Source organism: Micromonospora globbae, assembly GCF_003610785.1.
Lineage (GTDB): Bacteria > Actinomycetota > Actinomycetes > Mycobacteriales > Micromonosporaceae > Micromonospora > Micromonospora globbae.
On sequence record NZ_RAQQ01000027.1, the window covers coordinates 45,522 to 57,940 of the forward strand.

The 12,419-nt window shown below is 74.0% G+C and carries 12 protein-coding genes; 2 read left to right on the forward strand and 10 right to left on the reverse strand.

Annotated features, from left to right (window positions below; genetic code table 11):
* Positions 1 to 5 precede the first annotated feature (5 nt).
* Positions 6 to 1,277 (forward strand): bifunctional pyridoxamine 5'-phosphate oxidase family protein/GNAT family N-acetyltransferase, encoded by a 1,272-nt coding sequence (locus D7I43_RS27885; RefSeq protein ID WP_120331560.1) that lies wholly within the window; start codon positions 6 to 8, stop codon positions 1,275 to 1,277.
* A complete protein-coding gene (gene leuE, locus D7I43_RS27890; protein ID WP_120331561.1) occupies positions 1,277 to 1,945 on the forward strand; it encodes a leucine efflux protein LeuE in 669 nt (222 codons plus the stop codon). Before D7I43_RS27885 ends, leuE begins: the two co-directional genes overlap by 1 nt.
* Positions 1,946 to 1,968: 23 nt before the next feature.
* Here the strand turns inward: leuE and D7I43_RS27895 are convergent, their stop codons facing one another.
* The 10 genes from D7I43_RS27895 to D7I43_RS27940 all read right to left on the reverse strand — a co-directional run bounded on the left by D7I43_RS27895 (position 1,969) and on the right by D7I43_RS27940 (position 12,397).
* Positions 1,969 to 2,892, reverse strand: coding sequence for a sporulation protein (locus D7I43_RS27895; RefSeq protein WP_120331562.1), 924 nt, complete (start codon positions 2,890 to 2,892; stop codon positions 1,969 to 1,971).
* 125 nt (positions 2,893 to 3,017) lie between these two features.
* Positions 3,018 to 4,082: a hemolysin family protein gene (locus D7I43_RS27900; protein WP_120331563.1), complete on the reverse strand. Its 1,065-nt coding sequence runs from the start codon at positions 4,080 to 4,082 to the stop codon at positions 3,018 to 3,020.
* A 73-nt stretch (positions 4,083 to 4,155) separates the two neighbouring features.
* Positions 4,156 to 5,514, reverse strand: a complete 1,359-nt coding sequence (locus tag D7I43_RS27905; protein ID WP_120331564.1) for a hemolysin family protein — start codon at positions 5,512 to 5,514, stop codon at positions 4,156 to 4,158.
* Between the two features lie 202 nt (positions 5,515 to 5,716).
* On the reverse strand, positions 5,717 to 6,049 hold the full coding sequence (gene mnhG / locus D7I43_RS27910) for a monovalent cation/H(+) antiporter subunit G (protein WP_120331565.1): 333 nt from the start codon (positions 6,047 to 6,049) through the stop codon (positions 5,717 to 5,719).
* A complete protein-coding gene (locus D7I43_RS27915) occupies positions 6,049 to 6,312 on the reverse strand; it encodes an MrpF/PhaF family protein (protein ID WP_120331566.1) in 264 nt (87 codons plus the stop codon). The genes mnhG and D7I43_RS27915 overlap by 1 nt, the downstream gene beginning before the upstream one ends.
* Positions 6,309 to 6,899 carry a Na+/H+ antiporter subunit E gene (locus D7I43_RS27920; RefSeq protein WP_120331567.1) on the reverse strand — a complete coding sequence of 197 codons (591 nt, stop codon included), beginning with the start codon at positions 6,897 to 6,899 and terminating at the stop codon, positions 6,309 to 6,311. Before D7I43_RS27920 ends, D7I43_RS27915 begins: the two co-directional genes overlap by 4 nt.
* Positions 6,896 to 8,401, reverse strand: coding sequence for a Na+/H+ antiporter subunit D (locus tag D7I43_RS27925; RefSeq protein WP_120331568.1), 1,506 nt, complete (start codon positions 8,399 to 8,401; stop codon positions 6,896 to 6,898). Before D7I43_RS27925 ends, D7I43_RS27920 begins: the two co-directional genes overlap by 4 nt.
* Before the next feature lie 16 nt (positions 8,402 to 8,417).
* Positions 8,418 to 8,900, reverse strand: a complete 483-nt coding sequence (locus D7I43_RS27930; protein WP_120331569.1) for a Na(+)/H(+) antiporter subunit C — start codon at positions 8,898 to 8,900, stop codon at positions 8,418 to 8,420.
* The gene (locus D7I43_RS27935) at positions 8,897 to 11,722 is read right to left on the reverse strand and encodes a Na+/H+ antiporter subunit A (protein ID WP_120331600.1); all 2,826 of its coding nucleotides are present in this window, start codon (positions 11,720 to 11,722) and stop codon (positions 8,897 to 8,899) included. The genes D7I43_RS27930 and D7I43_RS27935 overlap by 4 nt, the downstream gene beginning before the upstream one ends.
* 237 nt (positions 11,723 to 11,959) lie before the next feature.
* A complete protein-coding gene (locus D7I43_RS27940; RefSeq protein WP_240033198.1) occupies positions 11,960 to 12,397 on the reverse strand; it encodes a hypothetical protein in 438 nt (145 codons plus the stop codon).
* Positions 12,398 to 12,419: the final 22 nt, after the last annotated feature.

Consider the following 12,419-nt stretch of genomic DNA (forward strand, 5'->3'; position numbering starts at 1 on the left):
ACGCGATGACCACCACCCCTGACGCCGAGCGCACCACGTACCCCCCGACCGGCCGGACGACGGCGAGCCGCTCCCGCGACCGGATGAGCTACGACCGCGCCGCCGCACACGCCGTGCTGGACGAGGCGTACCACTGCGCGCTCGCGTTCACCGTCGACGGCGAACCGCGCGTGCTGCCCACCCTGCACGTCCGCGTCGGTGACACGCTCTACCTGCACGGCTCCACCGGCAGCCGTCCCCTGCTCGCCGCCCGGGGCGCCGGCCTGCCCGTGTGCGTGTCGGTCACCCTGCTCGACGGTCTCGTCCTCGGCCGCTCCCAGTTCCACCACAGCGCCAACTACCGGTCGGTGGTCGCGCACGGCACGGCCCACCTGGTCACCGACGAACGGGAGAAGGCCGACGTGCTCACCGCGCTGGTCGAGAAGGTCGCCGCCGGGCGCAGCGCGGACAGCCGCCCGCCGACCCGCAAGGAACTGGCCGAGACCGCCGTCCTGGCGCTGCCGCTGCGCGAGGTCTCGCTACGCGCCCGCACCGGGGGCGTACGCGAGGAGGAGGCCGACCTCGCCCTGCCGTACTGGGCCGGCGTGGTGCCGCTGCGGCTGACGGCCGGCGTGCCCGAGCCCGACGCCGGCGTCCGCGCGCCGCTGCCCGCGTACCTGCGGACGCCGCCCTCGCCGTGGCACGACCCGGCGGTGCTGCGCGGGGAGCACGTCGTGCTGGAACCCCTCGACCTCGCCCACGCCGACGAGCTGCACGCGGCCACCGCCGACCCGGAGGTCTGGCGGCACCTCGGCAACCGGCAGCCGGTCGACGCGGCCGAGACGCGCCAGATCGTCGCGTCGGCCCTGGCCGCCCACCACCGGGGCGAGCGGGTGCCGTGGGTGCAGCGCTGCGCGGTGACCGGCGCGGTGGTCGGCACGACGTCGTACTACGAGGTGGATCCCGAGCGCCGGTCGGTGGCCATCGGCTACACGTTCCTGGGCCGGCCGTGGTGGCGCAGCGGCATCAACACCGAGGCGAAGCTGCTGCTGCTCACCCGCGCCTTCGAGGAACTGGGCGCGGTCCGGGTGGTCTGGCACACCGACATCCGCAACGAGCGCTCGCAGCGGGCGATCGAGCGGCTCGGCGCGACCCGCGAGGGGGTGCTGCGGCGGCACCGGCAGCGCCCCGACGGATCGTGGCGGGACACCGTGCAGTACGCCATGACCGTCGACGAGTGGCCGACGGCACAGGCCGCCCTGCGGGAAAGGCTTCGCCCGGCGGCACGGGTGGCGTGATGATGTCCGGCGTGCTGGGGATCACCGACATCGGAACGTACGTGGTGGGCACCGTGGCGATCGTGCTGCTGCCCGGGCCCAACTCCCTCTTCGTGCTGTCCACCGCCGCCAAGCGCGGGGTGGGCGCCGGCTACCGGGCCGCCGGTGGGGTCTTCCTCGGCGACGGGGTGCTCATGTTCCTCTCCGCCGCCGGGGTGGCGTCGCTGCTCAAGGCGTACCCCCCGCTGTTTCTCGTGATCAAGTACGCCGGCGCCGCGTACCTCGGCTACGTGGGGCTCACGATGCTCCGCGGCGCCTGGCGGCGCTGGCGCGACCGCAACGACCCCGGCACGCCGCGCCTCATCGACGCCGCGCAGCCCGCGGAGCTGCGCAGCCCGTTCCGCAAGGCGCTCGTGATCAGCCTGCTCAACCCGAAGGCGATCCTCTTCTTCGTCTCGTTCTTCATCCAGTTCGTCGACCCGGCGTACCCCTGGCCGGTGCTCTCCTTCGGCCTGCTCGGGCTGATCGCGCAGGTGACCAGCGCGCTGTACCTCACCGCGCTGATCTTCACGGGTACGTTCCTGGCCGCGCAGTTCCGCCGGCGCCGGCGGCTCGCGGCGGGCGCCACCACGGGGGTGGCCGCCCTCTTCCTCGGCTTCAGCGTCAAGCTCGCCACCGCGAGCATGTGACCGGCCGGGCGGCCCCGCACGGGTCAGGTGCCGTCGCCTCCGCCGCCGCCCACGCCGGCGCTGCCGGCGGTGCCGCCCAGGCCGAACCCCGGCGGCACCGGATCGTCGGGCGGTCGGCTGACGTGCGCGGACTCCGTGATCTGTGCGGACCAGTCCGCGTGGGCGGCGGTCGCGGCGTGCCGGTTGATGGCCTCGCGTAGCCAGCCGTCCACCGTGGCCACCCAGTCCCGCCGGTCCGCGCCCGCGTGCCAGACGCGGAACCGGCTGATGCTCTGGTGGGTCACGCCGGCCAGCGCGAGCCGGCGGTCCATCCAGAGGATCACCTCCAACCCCGCCGCGTTGGTCACGAAGACCAGTTCGAGTTCGGTGATGGGGCCCGCGTAGAGCGGGGCGACCCAGTAGCCGATCCGCTGGTGCAGCGGCAGCGTCTGCTCCACGCCCGGCAGCCGGGCGTCCACGAGGCCGGCCTGGCGCAGGCTGAAGCCCAGCGTGTCGAGTGCCGCCAGCACGTGCGCCTGGGTGGGCAGCGGGTGCACGAACACCGGCACGAGGGCACCCTGGTCGAGCTGCGGTTCGATGGCCACCTCCGTCCGCAGGCCCATCCGGAGGCTGAGCAGCGGCACGCCGCCGAAGACCGTCACCGGGGTCTCCCAGGGCACCGGGAACTCGAACGGGATGGTCCGGCCGCGTCCGGCCCGGAGCACGAACGCGCCCGTCAGCGCCGCCTCGTGGAACTGCACGAGGCGGCGGGGCGCCGACGGGTCCTCCGACTCGGCGGTGGTCACCAGGCCGAGCCGGACGTGCTGCACCGGCACGTCCACGGAACCGGCGGTCACCGTCACCCGGCCGGGCAGCTTCAGGCCCGGCCGGGTGCTCGGATTGGTCAGCGCGGTACGCACGGTCAGGCCGGTCCAGCTGGACTCCGGCGACACACCCGTGAACCGCACCGGACCGCCTCCCGCCGTGAGATCGCCCCTCGCGGACCGGTTCCCCGATCCGCGAGGCACCTCAACTGTCGCGGAGCACCGGCCGGCTCACCACGACTTCGACGAAGCGAAAACACCCCTCCGCTTCAGCGCAGCCGACGTCCGCGCGGCACCGGGTCGGTCTCGTCGTCGAACTCGCCGATGACCTCCTCCAGCAGGTCCTCCAGCGCCACGAAGCCGACCGGTCGGGCCGGGCCGCCACCGTTGCGCACCAGGGCCAGCTGGGACTGGCGGGCCCGCATCGCGGCGACCGCCTCGGTCACCGACGCCTCCGCCGGGAGCGTGAAGGCGGTGCTCATCAGCTCGCCGGCGGTGGCGTGCTGACCCGTGGTGACCGCGCGCACCGCCTCCCGGACGTGCACCAGGCCGCAGACGTCGCCCGCCGCGTCCAGGACCGCCAGGCGGGACCGGCCGCTCTCGCGGCTGACCTGCTCGATCCGCTCGGCCGAGTCGTCCCGGTGGACCGTGACCATCGTCGAGAACGGCTCCATCACCTGGGCCACCGTGGTGCCCTGCAGCTCCAGCATGCTGGTGAGCAGCTGGTGCTGCTCGGCGCCGAGCAGCCCGTGCTCACGGGACTGCTCCAGCAGGATCCGCAGCTCGTCCGGCCCGTGCACCTGGGCGAGCTGGTCCTGGGGGTTCACCCGGGCCAGCCGCAGGATCGAGTTGGCCAGCGCGTTGAGCGCGGAGAGCACCGGCCGGGACACCCGCGCGAACGCGCGGAACGGCAGCGCCAGCAGCATGGCCGACCGCTCGGCGTCGGTGATCGCCCAGGACTTCGGCGCCATCTCCCCCACCACCAGGTGCAGGAAGGTGACCAGCGCCAGCGCGAAGACCAGCGCGATCGCGTGGCTGGCGGCCTCCGGCAACCCGACCAGGTGCAGCGCCGGGCTCACCAGGTGCTCGATCGCCGGCTCGGCGAGCGCACCGAGGCCCAGCGTGCACAGCGTGATGCCGAGCTGCGCGCCGGCCAGCATCAGCGACAGTTCGCGTACGCCGTCCAGCGCGGCCCGCGCGGCCCGCCCGCCGCCGGCGGCGGCCTGCTCCAGCCGGTACCGCTTGCTGGCCACCAGAGCGAACTCGGCGGCCACGAAGAAGCCGTTCAGGGCCAGCAGCACCACGGAGGTGAACAGCGCGATGCCCGGGCTCATCGGCGCACCCCTCCTGCCGTCATGCCGGACCCACTGTTCGCGAGCGCGGGGCTCTTCGGTTCATTCCTCGCGCTCACGCCGACACCTCCGGGCGCTTGCCCGGCTCGGTGAGCCGCAGCCGCACGGAGTCCGCCACGTGGCGGTCGACGGCCAGCACCTCGACCAGCGCGCGGGGCTCGACCTCGCCGTCCTCCCCGTCCGTGGGGAGGGTGATCTCCAGCCGGTCGCCCACCTCGGGCACCCGGCCCAGTTCCCGCATCACGAGGCCGGACAGGGTGTCGTACTCCGGCGCCTCGGGCAGGGCGATGCCCGTGCTGTCGGCCACCTCGTCGATGCGCCAGCGGGCCGGCACCACCCAGGAGCCGTCCGCCTGCCGGGCCGGCGCCCGCTCCGGCGGGTCGTCCTCGTCCCGGATCGGGCCGACCAGCTCCTCGGCGATGTCCTCCAGGGTGATCACCCCGGCGAAGCCGCCGTACTCGTCGACCACGCAGGCCATCTGCCGGTGGCCTGACCGCAGCCGGTCGAGCACCGTGGGCAGCGGCAGCGTCTCGGGCACCAGCAGCGGCGGTACGGCCACCGCGCTCACCGGGGTGGTGGCGCGCTCCTGCGGGGGTACGCCGAGCACGTCGGCGATGCCGACGACGCCCACGAGGTCGTCCACGCCCTCGGCTCCCCGGACCGGGAAGCGCGAGTGGCCGGTGTCCAGCAGCTCGACCACCCGGCTGACCGGGTCGTGGGCGCGGACGCTGTGCACGTCCACCCGCGGGACCATGGCCTCGCCGGCGGTCAGCTCGCGGAAGTCCAGCCCGCGGTCGAGCAGCGTGGACATCTCCACGTCGAGGTGCCCCTCCTGGCGGGACTCGGCGATGATCTGCTCCAGGTCCTCCGGGGTGGCGCCGCTGGGCAGCTCCTCGATCGGCTCGATGCCGACCCGGCGCAGCAGCCGCACCGCGGCCCGGTCGAACAGCCGGACCACCGGGCCGGCCACCTTCAGGTACATCAGGGTGGAACGCGCCAGCACGCGGCTCACCGACTCGGCGCGCGCGATGGCGAGGTTCTTCGGGGCGAGTTCGCCCAGGACCATCTGCACCACCGTGGCGATGATCAGGGCCAGCGCGACGGACAGCGGAAGGCTGACGGACTCGGCGACCCCGGCCAGGCCGAGCAGGTCGGCCAGACCGGCGCCGAGGTACGGCTCGGCGGCGTAACCGACCAGCAGGGCGGTCACGGTGATGCCGAGCTGGGCTCCCGAGAGCATGAAGGAGAGCCGGCCGGTCACCTCGAGTGCCCGCGCGGCGGCCTGGTCGCCGTCCTCGGCGAGCTGGCGCAGCTTGCCGCGGTCCACGGCGACGTAGCCGAACTCCTGAGCCACGAAGTAGCCGGTGAGTGCGGTGAGAACAATGATCAGGACCAGGCCCAGGACGATCAACACGGGAGGCTCAGGGCTCCCCGCAACGGCGTCGGGGCCATCGGATGCCGGGCATGACCCGGCTGGCTACTGCTGCCCTCCGGGGCAGAAGAGTCGATCATGCGGCCATTTTATCGGCGCTGGCTGTACGTCCGCTGAGGGTGGCCGAAGGCTCCCGCTTATCCGGTTTGCCGGAAGGTGCGGCCGGCACTGCCTGTGTGCCCGATCAGCGGTCGGCGAGTTCGTCGACGACGAGCAGGTCACGGTCGACCCGCCCGGAGCGGTACGCGGCCCGGCCGATCATCTGGGCGGCCACCGGGGCGGTGGCCAGCTGGAAGATCGCGACGAGCGCCACCATCCCGAGGTCGCTCGGGGACCGCAGCCGCAGCGCCACCCCGGTCAGGACGAGCAGCACCCCGAGCGACTGTGGTTTGGTGGCCGCGTGCATGCGGTCCAGCACGTCGGGGAAGCGCAGCACGCCGATCCCGGCGGCCAGGGCGAGCAGCGCGCCGGCCACCAGGAACAGGGCACCCAGCCAGTCGGCGACGACGGTGACCATCAGGCCTCCGTCCGCACGGCGAACCGGACCAGGGAGACCGAGCCGACGAAGCCGAGCAGGGAGAGCACGACGAGCACGGGCAGCGTGGTCGCGTGCCGGTTGACCGCCGCCTCGGCGGCGACCGAGCCGACCATGGTGGCCAGCAGCATGTCGGCGGCGACCACCCGGTCGACCAGCGACGGGCCCCGGTACAGCCGGACCAGGACGAGCAGCGCCGTCACCGAGAACAGCGCGGTGAGGACGACGACGAGGAACGTGGTCACGAGGTGTTCTCCTTCTCGACGGGATCGCTGTGCACCCGGCGCAGTTCGTCCGCCGAGCCGATGGCCCGGACGATGCGCCGTTCGATGTCGAGCACCCGCTGACGGTTGTCCGCGAGGCCCTGCGGCCCGCGTACGTCCAGCACGTGCAGGTAGAGGATCGCGGCCTCCCGGTCCACCTCGAGGATCAGCGTGCCGGGGACCAGCGAGACCAGTTCGGCGGTGAGCGCCAGGTTCAGGTCGGTGCGTACCCGCAGCGGAACTCCGATGACGGCGCTGCGCGGGACGAACCCGGGCCGCACCGCGACGGCGGCCACGTGCACGCTCGCCACGACCAGCTCGGCGACGAACCGGCCGGCGAGCGCCAGCAGGGCCCGGGGGCGCACCCGACCGGCGAACGTGACCGGTGGAAGCGGGAAGAAGACCAGCACGGCCATGCCGGCGAGCAGCCCGCCGAGCAGGTTCCCCCAGGAGAAGTCCCCCCAGAGCAGGTTCCAGATCAGCACCAGCCAGCCGAGCGCCGCCGCCTGGTCCCGCCACCGCCCCACCCGGCTGCGTACCCGGCCGACCGGCGGCTCCTCGCCGGTCACGGCGTGCCGCCGGGGAACACGGCCCGGATGTACGGGGTGCGGTCGCGCAGGTCGGTGGCGGCGTCGGCGGTCACGTCGAAGAGCGGCCCGGCGGCCACGGTCAACGCCAGCCCGAGCACGATCAGGGCGACCGTGGCGCCCACCATCGTGGCGGGCAGCCGGACGGCCGGCTCCTCGGTGGCCAGCCGGGGTTCGCGCCAGAACGCGATGTTCCACACCCGGGAGGCCACGTACAGGGTGAGCAGGCTGGTCAGCGTGCCGGCGGCGACCAGCGCCAGGGGCAGCGCGCCGCCGGCCGTGACGCCGGCCTGGAGCAGGCCGAGCTTGCCGAGGAAACCGGAGAACGGCGGCACACCGGCGAGGTTCATGGCCGGCACGAAGAAGAGCACGCCGAGCAGCGGCGCCATCCGCGCCAGCCCGCCGAGGCGGCGCAGGTCGGTGCTGCCGGCCCGCAGCTCGACCAGACCGGCCACCAGGAAGAGGGTCGTCTGGATGGTGATGTGGTGCACCACGTAGAAGATCGCCCCGGCGAGCCCGGCCACGGTGCTCAGCGCCACGCCGAAGATCATGTAGCCGATGTGGCTGACGAGCGTGAACGAGAAGAGCCGCTTCATGTCCGACTGCGCCACCGCGCCGAGGATGCCGACCAGCATGGTCAGCCCGGCCACCACCATGAGCAGCCGGGACACCTGACCTCCGGGGAAGAGCAGCGTCTCGGTCCGGATGACCGCGTACACGCCGACCTTGGTGAGCAGGCCGGCGAAGACCGCGGTGACGGGGGCCGGGGCGGTCGGGTAGCTGTCCGGCAGCCAGGCCGAGAGCGGGAAGACCGCCGCCTTGACCCCGAACGCGAGCAGCAGCGCCACCTGCAACGCCAGCCGTACGCCCTCCGGCAGCGCGTCCAGGCGCTGGGCGAGCTGGGCCATGTTCAGCGTGCCGGTGGCCGCGTACACCAGCCCCACGGCGGCCAGGAAGACCATCGACGAGAGGATGCTGACCACCACGTACGTCGAGCCGGTCCGGATCCGCACCTCGGTGCCGCCGAGCGTGATGAGCACGAAGCTCGCGGCGAGCAGGATCTCGAAGGCCACGAAGAGGTTGAACAGGTCGCCGGCGAGGAACGCGTTGGTCACGCCGGCGGTCAGCACCAGGTACGTCGGGTGGTAGATCGTCACGGGGGCGTTCTCGCCGATCTCCGCCTGCCGCTGCCCGATCGAGTAGAGCAGCACGCAGAGGGTGACGGCCGAGGACACCACCAGCATCAGCGCCGCGAGCTGGTCGGCGACCAGCACGATCCCGACCGGCGGCGGCCACGCCCCGACGGCCAGCACCACCGGCCCGTGCCGGTACGCCTGCACGAGCAGCACCGCGGCGACCACCAGCGTGGTCGAGAGCCCGGTCACGCTGATGGCGCGCTGCAACCGGGGCCACCGGCCCAGCACCAGGGTCAGCGCGGCGCCGAGCAGCGGCACCACCACCGGCAGGGGCAGCAGCCGGCTCATCGGGGCGCCCGCCGGGTCATGCGACGCCGTCCCCGCGCCGCAGCCGCCGCCGCGCCGGTTCCGGGTCGACCTGCTCCGGGTCGGCGCCCGGGCCCTCGCCGCCGAGGTCCGCGGTGGCCACCTCGTCACGCTCGGCCCGGCGGACGATCTGCCGGTCCTCCACGTCGTCGGGCACCTCGTCGTCCCCCGTCAGGTACCAACTGCGGTAGGCGACCGCGAGCAGGAACGCGGTGAGCCCGAAGGTGATGACGATGGAGGTGAGCACCATGGCCTGCGGAAGCGGGTCGCTCATCCGGTCGACGGGACCGGTGCCCACCACGGGGGCTCCGCCGGAGCGGCCGCCCATCATGATGAGCAGGTTGACGCCGTTGCCGAGCAGGACGATCCCGAGGAGGATCCGGGTCAGGCTGCGCTCCAGCAGCAGGCGCACCCCGCAGGAGACGAGCACGCCGACGGCGACGACCAGCACGGCCGTCGGGCCCGCCCCGCCGCCGTTCACCGGCCCTCCCCCTGGTCGGCGGCCACGCGGGCGTCGGCGGCCTCGATGTGCCGGTCCACCTCGGCGCCGAGGCGGCGCAGGATGTCCAGCATCAGCCCGACCACCACGAGGTAGACGCCCACGTCGAAGAAGAGGGACGTGACGAGGTAGAAGTGCCCGATCCCCGGCACGTACAGGTCGACGCGGGCACTCTGGAGCACCGAGCCGCCGGCCAGCAGCGCGATCACCCCGGTGCCCACCGAGACGGCCAGCCCGGCGCCGAGCACGGTGCCCGCCCCGATCGGCGCGGCGTCGGCCAGTTCGTACCGGCCGCCGGCCAGGTAGCGGACGACCAGCGCGAGGCTCGCCACCAGCCCGCCGGCGAAGCCGCCGCCGGGTGCGTTGTGGCCGGAGAAGAGCAGGAAGAGCGAGAACAGCACCACCGTGTGGAAGAGCAGCCGGGTGATCACCTCCAGGACGATCGACCGGCGCCGCTCGTGCAGGCGGGCGCCGCCCCGCAGCCAGACGGGCTGGCCGGGGCGCTGCGGGCGGGTCTCCCGCTGCGGCCGGCGGGGCCGGGGTCCGGTGCGGGACCGCTCGAAGATCAGGCTGGCCACGCCGGTGGCGGCCACCACGAGCACGGAGATCTCACCCATGGTGTCCCAGGCTCGGATGTCGACCAGCGTCACGTTGACCACGTTGCGGCCGTGCCCCTCGCTGACGGCCAGGTCGGCGAAGGCCGTCGAGATGCTGGTGCTCTGCCGGGCGGCACCGGCGACCAGCGCGAGGCCGGCGGCCGCCAGGCCGGCCCCCACGGCGACCGCCCGGCGCAGCCACCGGCTGCGGCGCAGTGGACGGGCCGAGAAGCGCGCCGGCAGGCGGCGCAGCACGAGGACGAAGACCGCGATGGTCGCGGTCTCCACGAGGAACTGGGTGAGCGCCAGGTCCGGTGCGCCGGAGAGGACGAACAGCATCGCGGTGCCGTAGCCGGTGACCCCGACCAGCAGCATGGCGGTCAGCCGGCGGCGTACGCGTACCGCCAGCACCGCCGCGACCGCGAGGACCACGACGACGACCAGTTGCAACGGGGTCTGCCAGAGGGCGATCCGCTCCTGCCAGGGCCGGGAGGCCAGCATCGCGCCGCCGGGGAGCAGCACGAACACGACGAGGATGATGCCCAGGTACTGCGGCAGGGAGCCGCGCTGGGTCGCGCCGGTCACCTCGACGGCGAGCCGGTCGAAGCGCCCGACCACCCACTCGTAGCCGGGATTCCCGCCGACCGGGGCCCGCAGCCGGGCCAGGACCGGGGCGAGGGGGCCGCGCAGCGCGAAGAGCGCGCCGCCCGCGAGCAGCGCCAGCGCCGACAGGCCGAGCGCCGGGGTCGGCCCGTGCCAGAGCGCCAGGTGCGCGTGGAGCGTGCCGAGCAGTTCGGCGTACGGGCGCAGGAGAGGGTCGAGACCACCGGCGAGCGGCCCGGCGACCAGCCCCGCGACGGCGAGCAGGGCCGGCGGCAGCAGCAGCGGCGGCGCGACCCGGCCGAGGCGCGCCGGCGCGACGTCCGGCCGGTCGGCGAACGCCCCCCACAGGAACCGCACGCTGTACGCCACGGTGAGCGCGGTGCCCGCCACGAGCCCGGCGAGGACCACCGGCCGGTCGGTGAACGCGGCGAACGCCGCCTCCTTGGCGACGAAGCCGATCAGCGGCGGCACCCCGGCCATGGACGCGGCGGCCAGCAGCGCCACGGTCACGAGCGGCGCCGCGCCGTGCCGCAGCCCGGAGAGCTCGCGCAGGTCCCGGGTGCCGGCACCGTGGTCGATCACCCCGACCACGAGGAAGAGGGTCGCCTTGAACAGGGCGTGCGCGAGCAGCATGGCGACCCCGGCCAGGGCGGCGTCCGGGGTGCCCGCCCCGACGAGCACCACGAGCAGGCCGAGCTGGCTCACCGTGCCGTACGCCAGCAGCAGCTTCAGGTCGGTCTGCCGCAGGGCGGCCCAGCCACCGACGATCATGGTGGCCACGCCCGCGACCAGCACGACCGGTCGCCACGGCCCCACGGTGGCGAGCGCCGGCGCGAGCAGCCCGATGAGGTAGACGCCGGCCTTCACCATGGCGGCCGCGTGCAGGTACGCGCTCACCGGTGTGGGCGCCGCCATCGCCACCGGCAGCCAGGCGTTGAACGGCAGCACCGCCGACTTGGACAGCGCGCCGGCCAGGATCAGCAGCACCGCGGCGACGAGGTGGCCGCCGTCGGGCAGCCGCCCGGCCCCGATCTCCGACCACCGGTAGGTACCGGCGTGCTGGCCGAGCAGGATGAACCCGACGAGCATGGCGAGCCCGCCGAGCGAGGTGACGATCAGCGCCTGCGCGGCCGCCCAGCGGCTGGACCGCCGCTCGGTGCTGTGCCCGATCAGCAGGTACGAGAAGATCGTGGTCAGTTCCCAGCCGACGTACAGCAGCAGGAGGTCGTCGGCGAAGACGACACAGAGCATGGCCCCGGCGAACGCGACCAGGACGGCGGCGAACCGGGCCAGCCCGAGGGAGCCGGGGCCGAAGTACCGGGCGCAGTAGACGAGCACGAGCGCGCCGACGGCGCCCACCAGCAGGGTCATCAGCCAGGAGAGCGTGTCGAGCCGGAACGCGAGGTCGAGGCGGAGCTGGCGGATCCAGGCGTACGTCTCGACCACCGCGCCGCCGTGCCGGACGGCCGGCGTCTGCGCCAGCGCCCAGCCGAAGGCGGCGGCCGGCGCCAGCGCCAGCGGGTAGAAGGCGCGCGGACCCCACCACCTGACGAACAGCGGCGCGAGGAGTGCCGCCACGAGGTGGAGGATCAGCAGTACGAGCACCCGCACTCCCGGTCGAGGTGGCAGCGGCGGACGCCTCCGGCGGTCGGCGCCTAGATGCGATCAGACGTCAGTTCCGCGCTCTTCGGGCGGATTCTGCGAAAATCGCCCGTATCGCCCGCCCAGGTGCCCCACATCCAAAAGACCCCGGCGCCGCCCCGTCCCACCCGCGACCCCCACCCCGGTGATCATGAGGTTGCCGGGCAGAAACCGGGACGTTCACCCCCGCCAACCTCATGATCAACCGCGAGAGCGGGCGGGTGATCCGGCGGGCGGGCCGGCGTCGGCGGGTTGGTCGGGGGGCTCCTGGTGTGCCGGGGTGCGGGTGTCGAGGGCGGCCCCCTGGCGCCCCGACTCGGTCAGCAGGTCGGTGCGCCCGAGCTGGCGGGCGACCCGGTGCACGACGCGCTCCGCGGCGGCCAGCGAGCGCACCGACAGCAGGCGACCTCGACTCTCCCGCCGCAGTACGAAGTAGTGCACCGCGGCGCGGACCTGCCCCCGGTCGGCGGCGCTGGCATGGGCCGTGGAGACGACCAGTTCGCGCAGGCAGCGGGCCAGCCGCTCGGCGAGCTCGAGTTCGGGACCGCGCAGCCCGGCGCGGACGGCGGCGAGATGGCTGTCGACCTTGCGGATGAGCACGTCCGTGCCGCGCTCGACGTTCCGCTGCTCGACGGCCATCCGATTCCTCCACCCCGGTCCG